General features: G+C 64.7%; 16 protein-coding genes and 2 tRNA genes. 8 read left to right on the forward strand and 10 right to left on the reverse strand.

Annotation, left to right across the window (positions count from 1 at the left end; all coding sequences use genetic code 11):
* Positions 1-18 precede the first annotated feature (18 nt).
* Positions 19-264 (reverse strand): PEP-CTERM sorting domain-containing protein, encoded by a 246-nt coding sequence (locus tag ASF77_RS20695; protein WP_056343859.1) that lies wholly within the window; start codon positions 262-264, stop codon positions 19-21.
* Between the two features lie 554 nt (positions 265-818).
* Between ASF77_RS20695 and ASF77_RS20700 the strand changes: the two genes are divergently transcribed.
* Positions 819-2,777 (forward strand): AAA family ATPase, encoded by a 1,959-nt coding sequence (locus tag ASF77_RS20700; protein ID WP_056343862.1) that lies wholly within the window; start codon positions 819-821, stop codon positions 2,775-2,777.
* Between the two features lie 164 nt (positions 2,778-2,941).
* On the opposite strand, the gene ybaL is transcribed toward ASF77_RS20700, so the two are convergent.
* Positions 2,942-4,645 carry a YbaL family putative K(+) efflux transporter gene (gene ybaL, locus ASF77_RS20705; protein WP_056343865.1) on the reverse strand — a complete coding sequence of 568 codons (1,704 nt, stop codon included), beginning with the start codon at positions 4,643-4,645 and terminating at the stop codon, positions 2,942-2,944.
* Between the two features lie 170 nt (positions 4,646-4,815).
* On the opposite strand from ybaL, the gene ASF77_RS20710 reads away from it, so the two are divergent.
* Genes ASF77_RS20710 through ASF77_RS20730 form a run of 5 tightly spaced genes read left to right on the forward strand, consistent with a single transcriptional unit; the run spans position 4,816 to position 9,977 of the window.
* A complete protein-coding gene (locus ASF77_RS20710; protein ID WP_056343868.1) occupies positions 4,816-5,997 on the forward strand; it encodes a lipid-transfer protein in 1,182 nt (393 codons plus the stop codon).
* A gap of 7 nt (positions 5,998-6,004) precedes the next feature.
* Positions 6,005-7,150 (forward strand): acyl-CoA dehydrogenase family protein, encoded by a 1,146-nt coding sequence (locus ASF77_RS20715; RefSeq protein WP_056343871.1) that lies wholly within the window; start codon positions 6,005-6,007, stop codon positions 7,148-7,150.
* A 20-nt stretch (positions 7,151-7,170) separates the two neighbouring features.
* Positions 7,171-8,322: a CaiB/BaiF CoA-transferase family protein gene (locus tag ASF77_RS20720; RefSeq protein WP_056343873.1), complete on the forward strand. Its 1,152-nt coding sequence runs from the start codon at positions 7,171-7,173 to the stop codon at positions 8,320-8,322.
* Between the two features lie 35 nt (positions 8,323-8,357).
* Positions 8,358-9,626 (forward strand): DUF445 domain-containing protein, encoded by a 1,269-nt coding sequence (locus ASF77_RS20725; protein WP_056343875.1) that lies wholly within the window; start codon positions 8,358-8,360, stop codon positions 9,624-9,626.
* 30 nt (positions 9,627-9,656) lie between these two features.
* The gene (locus ASF77_RS20730) at positions 9,657-9,977 is read left to right on the forward strand and encodes a putative signal transducing protein (protein ID WP_056343877.1); all 321 of its coding nucleotides are present in this window, start codon (positions 9,657-9,659) and stop codon (positions 9,975-9,977) included.
* Between the two features lie 41 nt (positions 9,978-10,018).
* On the opposite strand, the gene ASF77_RS20735 is transcribed toward ASF77_RS20730, so the two are convergent.
* The 5 genes from ASF77_RS20735 to ASF77_RS20755 all read right to left on the reverse strand — a co-directional run bounded on the left by ASF77_RS20735 (position 10,019) and on the right by ASF77_RS20755 (position 14,228).
* Positions 10,019-10,095, reverse strand: a tRNA-Met gene (locus ASF77_RS20735).
* Between the two features lie 71 nt (positions 10,096-10,166).
* Positions 10,167-10,243: transfer RNA gene (locus ASF77_RS20740), tRNA-Met, on the reverse strand.
* 36 nt (positions 10,244-10,279) lie between these two features.
* Positions 10,280-11,287 (reverse strand): tRNA (adenosine(37)-N6)-dimethylallyltransferase MiaA, encoded by a 1,008-nt coding sequence (gene miaA, locus ASF77_RS20745; RefSeq protein WP_056343880.1) that lies wholly within the window; start codon positions 11,285-11,287, stop codon positions 10,280-10,282.
* Positions 11,288-13,171, reverse strand: coding sequence for a DNA mismatch repair endonuclease MutL (mutL, locus tag ASF77_RS20750; RefSeq protein WP_056343884.1), 1,884 nt, complete (start codon positions 13,169-13,171; stop codon positions 11,288-11,290).
* A gap of 136 nt (positions 13,172-13,307) precedes the next feature.
* The gene (locus tag ASF77_RS20755; RefSeq protein ID WP_056343888.1) at positions 13,308-14,228 is read right to left on the reverse strand and encodes a peptidylprolyl isomerase; all 921 of its coding nucleotides are present in this window, start codon (positions 14,226-14,228) and stop codon (positions 13,308-13,310) included.
* Between the two features lie 159 nt (positions 14,229-14,387).
* On the opposite strand from ASF77_RS20755, the gene ASF77_RS20760 reads away from it, so the two are divergent.
* Both ASF77_RS20760 and ASF77_RS20765 read left to right on the forward strand, forming a co-directional pair.
* Positions 14,388-15,032: a VTT domain-containing protein gene (locus ASF77_RS20760; protein WP_056343893.1), complete on the forward strand. Its 645-nt coding sequence runs from the start codon at positions 14,388-14,390 to the stop codon at positions 15,030-15,032.
* Positions 15,033-15,213: 181 nt separating this feature from the next.
* Positions 15,214-16,338 (forward strand): carbonic anhydrase, encoded by a 1,125-nt coding sequence (locus tag ASF77_RS20765; RefSeq protein ID WP_082493963.1) that lies wholly within the window; start codon positions 15,214-15,216, stop codon positions 16,336-16,338.
* A gap of 127 nt (positions 16,339-16,465) precedes the next feature.
* On the opposite strand, the gene ASF77_RS20770 is transcribed toward ASF77_RS20765, so the two are convergent.
* The 3 genes from ASF77_RS20770 to tsaE form a co-directional block, all read right to left on the reverse strand.
* Positions 16,466-17,269 (reverse strand): D-hexose-6-phosphate mutarotase, encoded by an 804-nt coding sequence (locus tag ASF77_RS20770; protein ID WP_056344237.1) that lies wholly within the window; start codon positions 17,267-17,269, stop codon positions 16,466-16,468.
* A gap of 69 nt (positions 17,270-17,338) precedes the next feature.
* Positions 17,339-18,730, reverse strand: a complete 1,392-nt coding sequence (locus ASF77_RS20775) for an N-acetylmuramoyl-L-alanine amidase (protein WP_056343899.1) — start codon at positions 18,728-18,730, stop codon at positions 17,339-17,341.
* On the reverse strand, positions 18,700-19,179 hold the full coding sequence (gene tsaE, locus ASF77_RS20780) for a tRNA (adenosine(37)-N6)-threonylcarbamoyltransferase complex ATPase subunit type 1 TsaE (protein ID WP_056343902.1): 480 nt from the start codon (positions 19,177-19,179) through the stop codon (positions 18,700-18,702). Before tsaE ends, ASF77_RS20775 begins: the two co-directional genes overlap by 31 nt.
* Between the last annotated feature and the right edge of the window lie 48 nt (positions 19,180-19,227).

Below are 19,227 nucleotides of genomic sequence, written 5' to 3' on the forward strand. Positions count from 1 at the left end.
GCTACTTGCAGCGACGACCTACTTGAATTTCTCGCGGCTGTCCCGACGTGCCCGGTAGCCGAGCAGAACCAGGCCGACGAGCATCATGGCGAACACTTCCGGCTCGGGCAATTCGGAAATGCCCGACGGTAGCGCGTATGCCTTCGTCATTGCGCTGTGCGCCGGGCTGACGGCCGCCGCTTCCGGAATCAAGTCGATGACTTTCGCCTGTGCCACGCTGCTCAGCCCAATGGCGAGCGCTGCTGCGAGTGCGAATCTGTTCACGATTCTTCCTTCCTTGCAATGGTGCCAATACCAGGAAAGCGGGAGGGCATCGCAGGGACACCTTCACAGCCAGCATAGCAAAACGATTTCGTGTAACGCTGTACGATTCGGGCAGAAAACGACCGTATGGAAAGTAGGTGACGCGACGCGGCGAGTCGCGAGCACGGTGTGAAAGAAATGCGACAGGAAGCTAATCCGACAATGTCGAAACGCCACGTATTTCAGCCTGTTTTATTGAAACAGCATCAACTGTTTTCCATAAAGACCACACATAGGGGTGCATTTTTTGCCAAGCCTGCAATACATAGCGTTATCAGGTTTTCCAGCTATGAGACCGATCAAGAAATTTTAAGCGTGGCGTATACATCTGCGTTTTTTTTACAGGTATAGTCTCTCTATCCCATTGCCTCACGGCATCAAAACAATGTCGAATCCATATTCGACATGTCACGGCCTCCAAGAGCCGCCCCGCCTTTCCCCCCGCAGCATTCGGAACGGCAACCGCTGTTTGCACTGTCGCATACGCGCACCCATACATTTGTAGAGTACCGATCATGCCCAACTTTGCCCGACTTCAGATTGCCTTCAAGAATGTCTATGTGCGCATCGCCGCTGCCGTCCTGTTGGGCGCCGCGACCGGTTTCGCCATTTATACGTCCGATGTGCCGCAGGATGCGAGCCCGGTCGTCCATTCGCAGGACATTTCTGAAATCACGCGCTTGGCCGGCCAGAAGGACAAGCTCGACTACCTGATGGTCGCCAAGCCGCTGTCGGAGTCGCCGCGCTATGTCTTCAAGTTCAAGAACGCGCCCGAATTGCACGTGGTCAAGGTGCCGAGCACCTCGCACCTGTCGCTCGAGCGTGAAGTGCTGTTGAAGAATGCGATTCCGTATTCGATCGCCAAGGACGAGTTCCTGGCTTCGCACAAGGCCGTACTCGATGAAGGCGGCTCGATGGGCGCCGCCGCCGGCGACTTCCTGAAGCGTCACGCGTTCGAAATCGTGCTGCTGCTGTTGATCGTCTACTGCCTGAAATTCGGTATCCCGGGCATGGGCGCCAGCGCGACGATGATCACCCCGGACAAGCTCAAAGGCAGCATGGACGACCTGATTGGTATGGAAGACATCAAGCAGGAAGTGCTGCACCTGGAAGACATGATCCGCAACCGCGACGAATACGCTTCGCACAACATCGACAAGCCGTTCAACGTCATGCTGACCGGGCCTGCCGGTACCGGTAAAACCAAGCTGGTCGGCTACCTGGCCAAGCGCCTGAACATGCCGCTGATCTCGGCCTCGGGTTCGGCACTGGAATCGGGTTATGTCGGCGGCGGCTCGAAAGCCCTGAACGCCCTCTACCGCAAGGCCTGCGCCAAGGGCAAATGCATCATCTTCCTCGACGAAGGCCAGAGCCTGTTCATGCCGCGCGGCCGCAGCGAGAAGAAATGGGAAGACGATACCGCCAACACCCTGCTCGGCCTGCTCGACGGCGTGAAGAGCGACAAGGGTCAGGGCGTGATCTGGGTCATTGCCTCGAACTTCGACGACGCCTCGACCGAGATGGACGAAGCGATGCTGCGCCGCTTCTCGGTGAAGATCAACTTCCGCCTGCCGAACAAGGGCGAGCGCCGCGAACTGCTTAAAAGCTTCCTGTCGCGTAAAAAAGAGGGCCTGGTCGACTACGACGACCTCGACCTGGATCAGGTGGCCGAGATCACCCAGAACCTGAGCCCGGCGCTGCTGGAAACCGTGGTCGAACGCGCCTCGATGCTGTCGATCCAGGAGAAGACGATCATCAACACCGACCTGCTGTTCCGTGCCTACGAGCGTGCCACGATCGGCCTGACCGACCGCGCCACGACGGCCGAGAAGCACAAGCAGCGCGAGCGTATCGCCCTGCACGAACTGGGTCACTTCTTCATGCAGATCGACCCGCACCTACGCGCCGGCCTGTCGCTGGCGGAAGTGAAGGAAAAGTCGCACCTGCTGAAGATTTCGACTGAAGCGGTCTCGAAGATCGGCGCCCTGGGTTACGTGCTGCAGTCGGGCGACGACATGTCGCTGCGCACGCTGGAAGAACTCGAGCGCGACGTGGTCGGCCTGTACGGCGGCATGGCGGCCGAAGAGCTGTTCTACGGAGCCCGCGGCATCTCGGTCGGCGCCCAGAACGACATCGAGAAAGTGACCAAGATGCTGAACCTGATGGTCAACCGCCTGTCGATGTACTCGCGCTCGAAGATCGACTACAGCCAGCTGCAGAACGACGCCAGCGGCGAGCACACGCTGCGCCAGATGGAAGAGAAGGCCGATGAGCTCTACAGCTACACGCTGGGTGCGATGCGCGACTACCGCGCCCTGATCGAGTCGCTGAAGGACACGCTGCTCGACCAGTACGTGCTGTCGAAGGACGCCGTGTTCGCCCTGCTGGAAGAGCGCAAGGAACTGCTCAACTTCGCACCGAAGCACGCCAACCTGAAGCTGTGCTCGGAGACCGGCGAGATGGTCGCCGCCTGACACTGAAACGCCCGTTAAAAAAGCCCGCTGTGCGCACTGCGCCAGCGGGCTTTTTCATTTCGACCTATACGCAGGCAATGGTGGGCACAGGGTGCCCACCCTACGAGAACAACAGCCGATGTAAATGTAGGGTGGGCGCTCCGTGCCCACCGACCCGCGCAGCCTCAATGCGCATGCGCCTTCTTCTCCAGCGTCTCCACCACGTAACGCGTCATGCTCCCCGCCAGCTCCTGCTCGCCGATGAAGACCCTGCCGCCGGTCTCCTTGCGCAGCAGCTCCGCCTCTTCCTCGTTGTGGGTACGCACTACGCAGCGGATCGTCGGGTTGAGCATCTTCGCCGTTTCGATCATCGCGCGCACCTCGAAGGTGTCGGGCGTGGCGATCACCAGCACGGCCGCGCGCGCGATGTGGGCCTGGATCAGCACCGCCGGCTCAGCCGCGTTGCCGACCACGGCGGGCTGGTCGCGGCGGCGTAGCGCCTCCACCAGTTCACGGTTCTGTTCCGCCACCACGAAGTGCACGCCCTGCGCCGTCAGCTCGTCGGCGATGCGCCGGCCCACGCGGCCGAAGCCGACCAGCACGACCTGGCCGGTGAGGCGCTCGTGCGGCACCGACATCGGCAGTTCGGCCAGCGGATCGGGCGAGGCCTCCATGTTGCGCACGGCCTGCGAATTGGTGCGCAGCCAGCGCTGCAGCGGCTCGATGGCCGTGAACAGCAGCGGGTTCACCGCGATCGAAATGATGGCGCCGGCCAGGATCAGGCTTTGCCCTTCCTGCGGCATCAGCCCCAGCGAAATGCCGAGGGCAGCCAGGATGAACGAGAACTCGCCGATCTGCGCCAGGCTGGCCGAGACCGTGATCGCCGTGTTCAAGGGATAGCGCAGCGCCAGCACCAGCAGCATGGCCGCGATCGACTTGCCGAAGATGATGACGGCGACCACCGCCAGCACCCTGAACGGGCTCTCGACCAGCACCATCGGATCGAACAGCATGCCGACCGAGACGAAGAACAGCACCGAGAACGCGTCGCGCAGCGGCAGCGATTCTTCGGCGGCCCGGTGGCTCAAGTCCGACTCGCGCAGCACCATGCCCGCGAAAAAGGCGCCCAGCGCGAACGAGACGCCGAACAGCTCCGACGAACCATAGGCGATGCCGACCGCGGCGGCGATCACCGCCAGCGTGAACAGTTCGCGCGAAGCGGTCTTCGCCACCTTCCACAGGAACCAGGGGAAGAGCTTGCGGCCCACGATCAGCATGAAGGCGACGAAGGCGCCCACCTGCAGCAGCGTCTTACCCAGCGCGTAGAGGAGCGACGTGTCGCCGCCGTCCGCGCTCTTGCCGCCCAGCGGGCCGGCCAGCGCCGGCAGCAGCACCAGCACCAGCACCGTGACCAGGTCTTCGACCACCAGCCAGCCGACCGCGATGCGGCCGTTCATCGAGTCGAGAATGCCGCGGCTTTCCAGCGCGCGCAGCAGCACCACGGTACTGGCCACCGACAGCGCCAGGCCGAACACCAGTCCCGCACCCAGGCTCCAGCCCCACAGGTACGCCATGCCGATGCCCATGGCGGTTGCCACGGCGATTTGCAGGATCGCGCCGGGCAGGGCGATCTTGCGCACATCGAGCAGGTCGCGCAGCGAGAAGTGCAGGCCCACTCCGAACATCAGCAGCATTACCCCGATCTCGGCCAGTTGCGAGGCCAGTCCAACGTCGGCGACGAAGCCCGGCGTGGCGGGGCCGATGACGATGCCGGCGGCGAGATAGCCGACCAGCGCCGGTAATTTCAGGCGCACGGCGAGCATGCCGAACAGGAGGCCGAAGCCCAGTGCGGCGGCGATGGTGGTAATCAGGCTGAGTTCATGATGCATGCAGGACGTCTCCTTATCGGGGTGGGATCTCAGCAGTATAAGCGACGTTGACGACATGGTCGAAAAATAGAGGAGACCTTCGGTGGCCCGGCCGTTCCGGCCTGCCGCGCGCTGGCTATAATCGATCCGATAAAGGCCGGCAGACCACGAACGCATCCACAGGAGACAGCATGAACAAGGTATTCGTCACGGGCGTAGGCATGATCCCCTTCGCCAAGCCGGGCGCCAGCGCCCCCTATCACGTCATGGCCGCCGAGGCCGCCCGCGCTGCGCTGCAGGATGCCGGCGTCGACTACAACGACATCGAGCAGGCCTACGCCGGCTATGTGTACGGCGACTCCACCTGCGGCCAGAAGGCCTTGTATGGCGTCGGCATGACCGGCATCCCGATCGTCAACGTCAACAACAACTGCTCGACCGGTTCCACTGCCCTGTTCCTGGCGCGCCAGGCGATTGCCAGCGGCGTGGCCGACTGCGTACTGGTGCTGGGCTTCGAGCAGATGAGCCCCGGGGCCCTCGGTTCGGTCTTTACCGACCGTCCGGCGCCGTTCGACGACTTCGACGCCGTCACCGACCGCCTGGTCGGCAAGCCCGAGATCCCGCTGGCGCTGCGCTACTTCGGCGGCGCGGGCCTCGCCCACATGGAAAAATACGGCACGCCCCTGGAAGCGTTCGCCCGGATCCGCGCCAAGGCCAGCCGCCACGCCGTCAACAATCCGCTGGCGCTGTTCAAGAAGGAAGTCACTGCGCAAGACGTGCTCGATGCGCCGATGATCTGGCCCGGCGTGATGACGCGCCTGATGGCCTGCCCGCCGACCTGCGGCGCCGCCGCCGCCGTGCTGGTCTCGGAAGACTTTGCAAAGAAGCGCGGCCTGCGCAGCGACGTCTTCATCGCCGCCCAGGCCATGACCACCGACCGCGCCAGCACCTTCGAGGCGAACGACATGATGCGCCTGGTCGGCTACGAGATGAGCCGCGAAGCCGCGAATAACGTCTACCAGCAGGCCGGCATCGGCCCGGAAGACCTCGACGTCGTCGAACTGCACGACTGCTTCGCGCACAATGAACTCATTACCTACGAAGCCCTCGGCCTGTGCCCGGAAGGCGGCGCCGACAAGTTCATCGTCGACGGCGACAACACCTATGGCGGCAAGGTCGTCACCAATCCGTCGGGCGGCCTGCTCTCGAAGGGCCACCCGCTCGGCGCCACGGGCCTCGCCCAGTGCTTCGAGCTGACCCACCAGCTGCGCGGCAGCGCCGGCGCGCGCCAGGTGGAAAACGCGCGCACCGCCCTGCAGCACAACCTGGGCCTGGGCGGCGCCTGCGTCGTCACCCTGTACCAGGCGGCGTGAGGCGGTGATGGAACTGATGACCCCCTCCTGGATGAACCCGGAACTGGAAGGCTTTCGCGACGCCGTGCGCCGTTTCGTCGCCAGCGAAGTGGCGCCGCACGGCGAGCGCTGGCGCGAGCAGCAGCACGTCGACCGCGAGCTGTGGACGAAGGCCGGTGAAATGGGCTTGCTGGCAGCCGACATTCCCGAGGAATACGGCGGTTCGGGCGGCGACTTCGCCCACATGGCCATCGTCTTCGAAGAACTCGGCTACGTCGGCGACATGGCCTTCGGCTTGCACGTACATGCGATCGTCGCCCATTACCTGCTGAATCAGGGCACCGAGGAGCAGAAGCGGCGCTACCTGCCCAAGCTGGCCAGCGGCGAGATGATCGCGGCGATCGCCATGTCCGAGCCGGGCGCCGGCTCCGATCTGAAGGGCATCCGCACCACCGCCGTAAAGGGCAGCGACGGCTACCGCGTCAACGGTTCCAAGACTTTTATCTCGAACGGCTACCTGGCCGACCTGATCCTGGTGGTGGCGAAGACCGATCCGGCGGGCGGTGCGAAAGGCATTTCGCTGATGCTGCTCGAGACGAAAGACAATCCTGGCTTTCGCGTCGGCCGCATCCTGGAAAAGGTGGGGCAGAAGGGGCAGGACACCTGCGAGCTGTTCTTCGACGACGCCCATGTGGCCTTCGACGGCGTGCTCGGGGGCGAAGAGGGCAAGGGTTTCGTGCAGCTGATGACGGAGCTGCCGTATGAACGCACGATCATCGGCGTGGCCGGCGTGGCCGCGATCGAGCGGGCCTTGCAGCTCACCGTCGAACACACCAAGGAACGCAAAGCCTTCGGCCAGGCCCTGATCGAGATGCAGAACACACGCTTCGTGCTCGCCGAAATCAAGACCGAGGCGACGGTGGCGCGCATCTTCATCGACCGCTGCATCGAAGACATGCTGGCCGGGCGCATGGACACGGTGCGCGCCTCGATGGCGAAGTACTGGATCTCGGACTTGCAGTGCAAGGTCGTCGACCAGTGCGTGCAGCTCTTCGGCGGCTACGGCTACATGCTCGAATACCCGATCGCCCAGATGTATGTCGACGCGCGCGTGCAGCGCATCTACGGCGGCGCCAACGAGATCATGAAAGAGATCATCGCCCGTTCCCTCTGACGTTTTCGACTGGATGACGCATGCCTGGCCCGCTTACCGGAATCAAAGTGATTGAAATGGTCGGCCTCGGCCCTTGTCCCTTCGCCGGCATGATGCTGGCCGATATGGGCGCCGAGGTGATTCGCATCGACCGCAAGACCAAACCCGGCGCCGACAATCCGTTCCCGATGCTGGGCACGAAATTCGACGTCATGGCGCGCGGCCGCCGCTCGCTCGCGCTCGACCTGAAGCACCCGCAGGCCCGCGAAGTCGTGCTGGGGCTGGTCGAACGGGCCGACATCCTGATCGAGGGCTTCCGGCCCGGCGTGATGGAGCGCCTCGGCCTCGGCCCCGACGCCTGCCAAGCGCGCAATCCCAGGCTCGTCTTCGGGCGCGTCACCGGCTGGGGGCAGGACGGTCCGCTGGCCCAGGCCGCCGGACACGACCTGAACTACATCGCCCTGTCCGGCATGCTGCACGCGATGGGCCGCGCCGACACGCCACCGAGTCCGCCCCTGAACCTGGTCGGCGACTTCGGCGGAGGCGCCATGATGCTGGCCTTCGGCGTGGTCTGTGCGGCGCTGGAAGCGAAGACCTCGGGCAAGGGCCAGACCGTCGATGCCGCCATGACCGACGGCGCGGCCCTGCTGGGCGCGATGATGTACGGCCTGCGCGCCTTTGGCTCCTGGCAGGATGCGCGTGAAGCGAACATGCTCGATGGCGGCGCGCCCTTCTATGACACCTATGCCTGCCGCGACGGCAGATTCCTGTCGGTGGGCGCGATCGAGCCGCAGTTCTATGCCCAGCTGCTCGACCTGAGCGGAGCAAGCGATCCCGATTTCCAGAAGCAGTGGAGCGTCAAACGCTGGCCCGATTTGAAGGCGAAGTTCGCGGCGCTGTTCGCAACGAAAACGCGCGACGAATGGTGCGCGCTGCTGGAAGGGACGGACGCCTGCGTTGCGCCCGTGCTCGACATGGCGGAAGCGCCCGCGCACCCGCACAACGCGGCGCGCGCCACCTTCGTCGAGATCGACGGCGTGACCCAGCCGGCGCCGACGCCGCGTTTCAGCCGCACAGTGGCCGAAGCAGGGCAGGCCGCCGCTGCGCCGGGGCAGCATAGCGCGGCGGTGCTCGCGGACTGGGGCTGGACGAACGAGGCAATCGAATCGCTGAAAACGGCCGGAGTCATATAGGATTGCCACGGTAACGATGAGCTACCGTGAGCACCATGACCAAGGCACTTGAACTCGACAAATCGAAACGGCTGGCGCTGGGCTTCTTCATTGGCGCGGCGCTGCTGTTCGTGCTCAGTTTTTTCCTGCCGTCCTCCTGGTGGACGGGGCTATTGAAAGCTTTTGCCGAAGCGGCAATGGTGGGCGCGCTGGCCGACTGGTTTGCCGTCGTCGCCCTGTTCAAGCGGGTGCCGATTCCCATCGTCTCCACCCACACGAACATTATCCCGAACAACAAGGTCAAGATCGCCGATAACCTGGCGCTCTTCGTGCGCGAGAAATTCCTCGATACCGAATCGATCGTGCGCCTGATCCAGAAGCACGACCCGGCCCAGAAAGTCGCCGACTGGCTGGTAAAACCGGCGAATACCCAGCACATGGGCGGCTATCTGGTGAAGGTGGCGGGCTGGATGCTCGACTTCACCGAAGACGCGGCGATCCAGAATTTCCTCAAAAAGGCCGTGCACACGATGGTCGGCAGCGTTGATCTATCGAAAACCGCCGGCACCATCCTGGAAAGCCTGACCAAAGGCGGGCGCCATCAGGAACTCCTGAACGAAGGCATCTATCAGCTGGCGAAGCTGCTCGACAACGAGGACACGCAGGCGGCCATTTCGCAGGGCATCGTCGATTGGCTGAAGGAAGAATATGCGCTCGTCGAAAAGATGCTGCCGTCCGACCTCATCGGCCGCAAGGGCGCCGATATCGCCGTCAAGCTGGCCTTCGGTATCCTGGAAAAGGTGGCGCACGACCCCAAGCATCCGCTGCGCCAGCGCTTCGATGCGTTCACCGAAGAATTCATCGAACGCCTGAAAGCCGATCCGCAATTCGCCAGCAAGAGCGAGGAAATCAAGCATTACCTGCTGAACGACGACACGCTCAACAATTATCTGGCATCGCTGTGGGGCGACCTGAAAGCCTGGCTGAAACAGGATCTGGAAAGCGGCGATTCGACCTTGCGCCGGCGTCTGGAAGCAACCGGCACCTGGCTCGGCAAGACGCTGGCCGAGGATCCGCAACTGCGCCGGTCGCTGAACGACAACCTGGAAATGGCGGCGCGCGCGGCGGCGCCCGAATTCGCGGTCTACCTGACCCGCCACATCGCCGATACGGTCAAGAACTGGGACAGCGCCGAGATGTCGGAACAAATCGAACTCAATATCGGCAAGGACTTACAATTCATTCGCATTAACGGCACGATCGTCGGCGGCCTGATTGGCGTGACGCTGTACCTGCTGTCGTCGCTGCCGGCATTCGTTCACTGAACAAGCGGTTCATCCATCGGGAGAGAAGTCATGGAACAGGCCTTGAATGAATGGCTGGCCGCGCATCCGGAAATCGAAGCGCTGCCGGGACGCGATTTGTTTATCGTGGCGCGCTATCTGATCCCGATCGAAGCAGCGCTGGTGCAGGGCTGCCTGGAAGCGTCCGGCATTCCGGCGGTCTTGGCCGACGCCCACCTGATGCAAACGGATTTGCTGCTGGCGCCGGCGCTCGGCGGCGTGCGCATCCTGGTGCCGGCCTCGTTCGTGCAGCAGGCGCAGGCGACCATCGAGGCATTCAAGCGCGGCGAATTCGCGCTCGACGAGAATGCGGATGTGGGGTCGATGGAATGAAAAAAGCCGCCGGCTCGTATGAGCGGGCGGCTTTTGAAATCTGGTGGTGATAGGTGGACTTGAACCACCGACCCCAGCATTATGAGTGCTGTGCTCTAACCAACTGAGCTATATCACCAAAATCTGCAAGAGCAAACTTTGAAAGCAAAATGGCCCGGCTCGTGAGAGCCAAGCCATCTGCTTGAATCCTGGTGGTGATAGGTGGACTTGAACCACCGACCCCAGCATTATGAGTGCTGTGCTCTAACCAACTGAGCTATATCACCAAGAGATCGCTATTATCCAAGGCATGACGCCTTGTGTCAAGGCTGTGTGCGCCGAGCAAGCACGGTTTTTTCGCGGTGCTGCCAAGTTTGCAAGCCTTGCAACTGTCCGAGGAGCTCGCCCGTCGGGTCGCGCCCCAGGCAGTCGACGACGATCCGCTCCGGCATCGCGCGCAGCCAGGTCAGCTGGCGCTTGGCCAGCTGGCGGGTGGCGATGATGCCCGTTTCGCGCAGGCCCGCGCGGTCGATTTTCCCGTCCAGGTAGTCCCAGCTCTGGCGATAGCCGACGCAGCGCATCGAGGGCAGGTTGGGCGACAGGTCGCCGCGTGCGCGCAGGCGCGCCACTTCGGCAACGATCCCTTCGTCGTCCGAGTCGCCCAGCATCTGGTCGAAACGCAGGGCGATGCGCCGGTGCAGCACCGCGCGGTCGGAGGGCTCGAGCGCGAACGAGACGAGTTCGAACGGCAGCTCGGGCTTGGCCCGCCGCGCCAGCAGCGAGGACATCGGCTGGCCCGTCAGTTCGATGATCTCCAGGGCGCGGTTGATGCGCTGGGCGTCGTTCGGCGCGAGGCGCGCGGCGGTGACCGGGTCGAGCGCCTGCAGCTTCGCATGCATGCCCGGCCAGCCGATGCGCGCGGCTTCCGCGTCGAGCGCGGCGCGCACGCCGGCGTCGGCCGTCGGCAGGTCGTCCAGGCCATCGGTCAGCCCCTTAAAGTACATCATCGTGCCGCCGACCAGCAGCGGCAGCCTGCCGCGCGCGCTGATCTCGGCCACCAGCCGCAGCGTGTCGGTCCTGAACTGCATGACCGAATAGGCGTCCAGCGGGTCGATGATGTCGATCAGGTGGTGCGGCGCGCTCGCCAGTTCCTCGGGCGTGGGCTTGGCCGTGCCGATGTCCATCTCGCGGTAGACGAGGGCGGAGTCGACCGAGATGATCTCGCTTGGGATCTCGCGCGCGATCGCGAGCGCGGCCGCGGTCTTGCCGGAGGCGGTCGGCCCCATGATCGCCACAGCCAGCGGCTTGGCGTGCTTTGCTTCGACAGTCATTTATTGGCCGCGCAGGAAGAGTTTGTCGAGCGCCGAGATGTCGAGCTGTACCCAGGTCGGGCGGCCGTGGTTGCACTGGTCGGCGCGCTCGGTGCTCTCCATCTGGCGCAGCAGCGCGTTCATCTCCTGCGTGGAGAGGATGCGGTTGGCGCGCACGGCGGTGTGGCAGGCGAGGGTGCCGAGCAACTCGTTGCGGCGCTCGATCAGCACGCGCGAGCCGCCGTATTCGCGCACGTCGCGCAGCACGTCGCGCGCCAGGGTCTGGGCGTCGGCGTTTTTCAGCAGCGTCGGCACCGCGCGCACGGCCAGCGTCGTCGGCGACAGGGCGGCGATGTCGAAGCCGAGCGCCTTCAAGGTGTCCTGATGGTCGGTGGCGGTGGCCACTTCGATCGCGTCGGCGAAGAAGGTGACGGGAATCAGCAGCGACTGCACCCCCATGTCCTGGCCGCCAACCTGGGCGTCGAGCGCGTTTTTCAGCTGCTCGTACAGGATGCGTTCGTGCGCGGCGTGCATGTCGACCAGCACCAGTCCCTTGGTATTCTGGGCCAGGATGTAGATGCCGTGCAGCTGGGCCAGCGCGAAGCCGAGCGGGAAGTCGTCGTTGCTGGGCGCGCTCGACGGCTGGGGCATCGGCAGCGCGCCCGCCGTGGCGGTGCGCTCAGGCGCGGCGAACAGCGCGCCGTAATTGGCCGTGCTCTGGGCGACGCCTTGCGTGGCCGGTGCATCCCAGCGGCTGCCGGGCGGGAAGGGAGAAGGCGAGAAGGTCGGCGCCAGCTGGGCGCCGAAACCGGTCTGCTCGTGCGGCCGGCGCCAGTCCGAACCGCCGGACGGCGCGATCTCGGCCGCCGTGATCGGCGCCGGCACGCTGCCGTGGGCGGTGGCCGAGGTGGCGGCCAGCGCGCGCTGCACCGCGTGGAACACGAACTGGTGCACCGCGCGGCTGTCGCGGAAGCGCACTTCGATCTTCGAGGGGTGGACGTTGACGTCGACCAGCGCCGGATCGAGATCGAGCGCCAGCACGTAGGCCGGGAAGCGATCGCCGTGCAGCACGTCCTGGTAGGCGGCGCGCACCGCGTGCACCAGCAGTTTGTCGCGGACAAAACGCCCGTTCACGTAGAAGAACTGACCGTCGGCGCGCGCCTTGGAGGCCGTCGGCAGGCCGGCATAACCGTGCAGGCGCAAGGGGCCGGCCGCCTCGTCGATCGGCAGGCGCGCCTCGGCGAAATCGCTGCCCAGGATCTGGGCGCTGCGGCGCGCCATCTCGCACACGTTCCAGTGGTCGATGGTGCGGCCATTGTGGGTCAGGCTGAAGGACACGTCCGGCCGCGCCAGCGCGATGCGGCGCACGACTTCGGCGCAGTGGCCGTATTCGGTCTGCTCGCTTTTCAGGAATTTACGGCGTGCCGGCGTATTGAAATACAGATCCTGGACGTCGATCGTGGTGCCGCAGGGGCCGGACGAGGGGGCGACCATGCCCAGATGCGAGCCGACGATTTCCCAGGCATGCGGCGCATCGGCCGTGCGCGAGGTGATCGACACCGCCGCCACCGAGGCGATCGAGGCGAGTGCCTCGCCGCGGAAGCCCAGGGTGGCCACGTTCTCGAGGTCGGTCAGCGAAGCGATCTTCGAGGTCGCATGGCGCGCCAGGGCCAGCGGCAGCTGGTCGGGCGCAATGCCGCGGCCGTTGTCGGTAATCGCAATACGCTTGACGCCGCCTTCTTCGAGGCGCACCGTGATCTGGGTCGCGCCCGCGTCGAGCGCGTTTTCCAGCAGCTCCTTGACCACGGCCGAGGGCCGTTCGACCACCTCGCCGGCGGCGATCTGCGAGATCAGCTGGTCGTTCAGCTGCTGGATGGGGCGGTGGGTGGGGACGGGCGCGTTCATAAGCGCGATTATATCCCGTCGGAGCGCGCGAAAATGCCTCCATGGCTGCGTTGCGTCGTCTTGCCGTACTCACGTACTGTCTTCGACGACGCGCCTTGCCCTGAAGGTTTTTTCACGCGCTCCTATTACAGCTGAATTACTTCTGTTCCCGCACCGGAATCGGCGCCGCGCACAGGTCGACATGGCCGGCCGCGACCTTCGTCCACGGGCCGCCGCGGTTGCGCTGAGCCTCCACCACTTTCTGGAAGGCCGCGCTCTCGGTACGCATGACTTCGAAGTTGCTGCGCTCGCCTTCCGGCACATCCGCCGCCACACGGAAGGACTTGATCGGGATCTGCATCTCCGGCTTGTCGAAAAAGCCCATCGGCGCCGGGCCGCGCGGCACGGTCGACAGCAGCGGCATGCCGGACACGACGCGGCCGACCACGGTGATGTTGCGGTCGAGCTGGCGCGGCGCCTGGCCGGTGACGACGTAGAGGGCGGTGCCGCCGCCGCTGTCGGCATCGGCGTCGCGGCCGACGCCGACCATGGCGTAGCAGTGGGCCAGCCAGGTCTGGCCCGCCTTCGGGTCGCGCCCGACGGGGAAGCCGTTCGAGTGCCCGACCTGGGGCGCATAGCCGTCGACATCCTTCAGGCGCGTGAATCCCTTGTCGTTCTTCAGCGGCACCGTGAACTCGCCCTTCAGGGTCATCTTCGCCTTTTTTGGCTGGCGCGGATTCTTCTCGTCCGGGTCGCCCCACTGGACGACGAAATTGTCTTGCGAGCGCAGGATCACGAGGCCGTCGAAATAGTTTTCGCGGGCCAGGGCCTTGATGTTGGCGGCGTGATTCGGGGCGAAGGTGGGCGCCAGTTCGATCACGACGCGGCCGCCCGGCAAGTCCATGTAGAGGGTGTTTTCGGGGTCGAGCGGGCGCCAGTCGGCCGCCTTCGATTCCTTGATCACCTCGGCCACGCTGGGCTTGGGCGGCAACTCCTTCGCCGGGGCCGCCTGCGCGGCGGCGCTTCCCAGCACGGCCAGCGCCACGCTTACCTGAACTGCGATCTCGACTGCCTTCATCTCCGCTCCCGTGTTGTTTGTATTGAGCAATTGTAATCCTGATTATTGCCCCGTCTATAAAACTTGACGCTTCTCTCCGCTCCGCTCCCTGCTTTCGCCATGCACCGGATTAGGGCGGCTGACTGGTGGTATCATTCGCTGTTACCGATTAGGAAAAATATGGATCTGATGCAATTTTTCGACATGATTCTTCATGTCGATAAGACGCTGGGCGTGCTGCTGGCCGAGTACGGCATCTATGTTTATATTGTCCTGTTCGCGATCGTGTTCCTGGAGACCGGTCTGGTCGTGATGTTTTTCTTCCCGGGCGACACCCTGCTCTTCATTGCCGGCGCCTTCTGCGCCACCGGGCAGATGAGTTATCCGCTTCTGATGGCGCTGCTCATCGTTGCCGCGATTACCGGCAATACCCTGAATTACCATATCGGCGAGGCCGTCGGCCAGCGCATGTTCACCCAGAACTATCGCTGGCTCAACAAGGACGCGCTGCACCGTACCCACGATTTCTTCGAAAAACACGGCGGCAAGACCATCATCGTGTCGCGCTTCGTCCCCATCGTGCGTACCTTCGCGCCGTTCGTGGCCGGGGTATCGGACATGACCCACTGGCGCTTCCAACTGTACAACGTGACCGGCGCCGTGCTCTGGGTCGCCAGCCTGGTGACCGCCGGCTACTTCTTCGGCAACATCCCGGTGGTGCGCAGCCACCTGACGGAAATCGTCATCGTCGGCGTCAGCCTGGCGCTGGGGCCGCTCGCCATCGGCGGCCTCTACAAGTTCGGGCGCAAAGTACTCAGCCGCTAGATAAGCGCGCGACAAGCTTCTTGCATGAATGACCAGCGTGCCGGATTTATTCGGCGCGTTAACGTTGTGGCGCGCATTTTTCGCTCAAGTTTCCGTAGGGCAGCGTCGTTAAGAGGAGGTGAGTTCACTTTCCCCCACCCCCATGCGTAACCTGATCGCCCTGTTTGCCTGCAGTTTTGTCATGCTCAGCGCAAACGCCTCCGAACCGCCTGCCGCCAAGGCGGCGTCGGATGCCAAGAAGACCGCCGAGGCCGCGGCCAAGCTGGCGGCCGAGCTGTCGAAGCCGGCCAAGGCGATCGAGAAGCCTGCCGCCGACAAGGCCGACAAGGCCGAGAAGGCCGAGAAGGGCGCGGCCGCACACGCGCCGCTGATCGAGAAGCCGTCGATCGACAAGTCGCTCGCCGAAAAGCCGCCCAAGGCCGTCCCCAGCGCCGCCACCGCCGACCGTGTGGCCGCCGCCGTCTCCGCCAGCGAAGACGAGGCCCAGGTCGACCTGTCGGTCAAGATCGCCGAGCGCCTGGCCGAAATGCGCGCCAAGCAGGCCGCGCGCGCCGCCGCCGCCGCCAAGGCGCGCAAGGCCGCCGAGGCCAGGCGCAAGAAGGAAGCGGCGATTGCCGCCGCGCCGAAGATCAGCAACCATTGGGATTACGACGGCGAATTCGGCCCGGACAACTGGGGCAAGATCAATCCGGCCTGGGCCCAGTGCGGCAGCGGCAAGCGCCAGTCGCCGATCGACATCCGCGACGGCATGAAGGTCAACCTCGACGAGATCGATTTCGACTACCGCCCGGCGAGCTTCAGCGAGATCGACAACGGCCACACGGTGCAGGTGAATGTCGGCGCCGGCAACGTCATGCACGTCGGCGGCGAGCGCTACGAACTGCAGCAGTTCCACTTCCACCGGCCGTCGGAAGAAAAGGTCAACGGCAAGGGCACCGAGATGGTGATCCACCTGGTGCACCGCGGCCCGCGCGGCAAGCTGGCGGTGGTGGCCGTGCTGCTCGAGCGCGGCAAGGCGAACGAGGCGATCCAGCTTGTCTGGAACAACATCCCGCTCGAGAAGGGCCAGTTGGGCACGCCCGATGCCGACCTCGACCCGCTCGAACTGCTGCCGAACCGGCGCGAGTACTACACCTACATGGGTTCGCTGACAGAGCCGCCCTGCACCGAGAACGTGCTGTGGATCGTGCTGAAGCAGCCGATGACGGCTTCGCCGGCGCAGATGGCGCTGTTCTCGCGCCTGTATCCGCTGAATGCGCGGCCGCTGCAGGACAGCGGCGGGCGGATGGTGAAGGAATCGAACTAAATACGGTAGGGTGGGCGCCCTGTGCCCACGCTAAAACATATGCCGTGTTGACGCATCATTCCGCGTGGGCACGGGGCGCCCGGTAAACCCGTGGTCGAGGCCATTGGCCTCGACAACCCCTACAAAATCAGCTGACGTGGTATTTACCGGCCCAGCGCTGGCCCGGTTCCAGGGCCGGTGCATCAAGCAAGGCCGGCTCGATGCAGACAAAACGCCGGTATTCCTCGTCCGCCATGTCCGCCAGCGCCGCCGCATCCTCGGCGCCTGGATTCCACACGACCGCATCCGCAAAACCTTCCTGGCGCAGGGTCAGCACGACGCCGCCGTCGACCATGGCCAGGCGCGGCGCGACACCTTCGTACACGCGGTCGAATTTACCCGTGATTGCCAGTTCTTCCGTCTCCACGCCATCGATGCGCACCGAGGCAATGTCGTCGACCAGGAAATACGTGTGCAAGGCCGCCGCGAAGGGGAAGGCTTCAGCACCGGTATTGCGGACTTCAAAACGCATGGTCAGCTCGTTGGCGCGGATCGCAATGCGCAGGGCTAGCTCGAATCCGTGCGGCCAGGCCTGCGCGTGGGCCGGCGCCAGGTCGGCCGGCGCCAGCGCCAGCGTGGCGAAGGCCCAGCCGTCGTCGACGCCCTGGCCGATCGCGCGCCAGGTGCTCACGCGTGCAAAGCCGTGGCGCATGCCGGCGCCGCGTTCGGCGAACTGGGGGAAGATGACGGGCACGCCGCCGCGGATCGCCTTGCTGCCGTCGAGCGCCGATTTGGCGCTGCAAAACAGCCGCTCGCGGCCGTCAGCGCCGCGCCAGGAAATCAGGTGGGCGCCGTACAGCGTGATGCTGGCCTGGGCGCCGTCGGGCGCGGTGAGCAGGAGGGCCGGCAGCTGGCCGAAGGTGGTGGAACGCACGGCGTCAAGATGGTTCATGTCGAACACCTAAGGAATCGGGGCGCGTAGTATGCCATGCCTGCGCCGGCATGCCGCGCCCTCGAGCGCTCAGGTCGTGCGGCTCTTGGCCATCGGCGGATTGGCCGAGAAATAGCGCTTGATGCCCTTGGTGATCGCGTTCGCCAGCTGTTCCTGGTAGCCGTCGTCCTTCAGTTTCGCTTCCTCTTCCGGATTTGAAATGAAGGCCGTCTCGACCAGGATCGAAGGGATGTCCGGGGCTTTCAGCACGGCGAAGCCGGCCTGCTCGACGGCCGCCTTGTGCAGGCGGTTGATGCCGCCGATTTCGCCCAGGACAGCCTTGCCGAGTTTCAGGCTGTCGTTGATCTGGGCGGTCGTCGAGAGGTCGAACAGCACGCTGGCGAGCTGCTTGTCGTGGCGCGCAAGGTTCACGCCGCCGATCATGTCGGCCTTGTTCTGGTCGGTCGCGAGCCAGCGCGCCGCCGTCGAGCTGGCGCCTTTTTCGGAGAGCACGAAGACCGAGGAGCCGCGGGCGCGCGCCTCGATGAAGGCGTCGGCGTGGATCGAGACGAACAGGTCGGCCTGCACCTTGCGCGCCTTTTCCACGCGGGTGCCGAGCGGGACGAAATAGTCGCCGTCGCGCGTGAGCATGACGCGCGTGTTCGGCAGCGCCTCCAGGCGCGCTTTCAGCTTTTTTGCCACCGCCAGCACGATGTCCTTTTCGCGCGTGCCGCTCGGGCCGATCGCGCCGGGGTCTTCGCCGCCGTGGCCGGGGTCGAGGGCGATCGTCACCATGCGCACCACGTTGTTGGCCGGCGGCTGCGGCTTGATGACGGGTTTCCCGGGCGCGGGCGGCGGCTGCACCGGTGGCGTGCCGCTCATGGCGGCGATCTCCGCTTCCAGGCGCGCGACCGGATCGGGGGCGACCGGCTGCGTCGATGGACTCGGCACGGCCGGCACCGCGGTCGGCGTGCCGTCACCAGGCGACCATTCTCCCTTTTCGATCAGGGCGGCGATCGGATCGGCTTCCTTGATCGGGTACAGGTCGAAGATCAGGCGGTGCTTGTATTCGGCCACGGGCGCGAGCGTGAACACCTGCGGCTTGACTTCCTCTTTCAGGTCGAACACCAGGCGCACCACATTCGGGCGGTTCTGACCGACGCGCACCTGCTTGATGTACGGGTCGTTCGACTCGATCTTCGCCACCAGGCTTTTCAGGGTGTCGTTCAGGGCCAGGCCATCGATGTCGACCACCAGGCGCGGCGGATCGGGCACCAGGAAGTGCTCGGCCTTCAGGTTGGTGTCGTTTTCCAGCGTGACACGGGTGTAGTCGTCGGCCGGCCAGACGCGCACGGCGAGGATCTGCGCGGCGCGCGCGGGCAGCGGGGCGATCACGGACAGCAGCAGCGTACCGCCCGCTTTCAGGATGGTACGGCGGCGCACGGGGGAAGTCAGGGGGCGAAGGAGAGGCGGTCGAGGCATAGCAGGCCCTGTGGGGACAACGCCTGCAATTCTACAGCACGGCCGGCGCCGCTGACGCTAAGCAATACTCGGACGTCGGGTGGCGGCAACACCGGCTCGCCCTTTTCCGGCCATTCGACGATGCAGATGTTCTTGCCGTCGAAGTCTTCGCGAAAGCCGGCGTCGAGGAATTCTTCCGGGCTCGACATGCGGTACAAGTCGTAGTGGATGACGTTCACAGGTGCGCCATCGACCTGCACGCGGTAGGGTTCGGACAGGGTATAGGTCGGGCTTTTCACCGTGCCCGTGTGGCCTGCCGCCTGGATCAGGGCGCGCGTGAGCGCGGTCTTGCCGGCGCCGAGATCGCCGTGCAGGTAGATGACGAGGCCGGGCACGAGCGCCTGCGCCAGCGCGGCGCCGAGAGCGAGCGTGGCCGATTCGTCCGGCAGGTAGGCTGCGAAGTTCTGCATCAATTAAAATGGTAGGTTTGGCGGCGCAGGTTCGCGCCGCGATTGTCA

This window comes from Massilia sp. Leaf139 (assembly GCF_001424165.1).
In the GTDB taxonomy this organism is placed as follows: Bacteria; Pseudomonadota; Gammaproteobacteria; order Burkholderiales; family Burkholderiaceae_D; genus Telluria.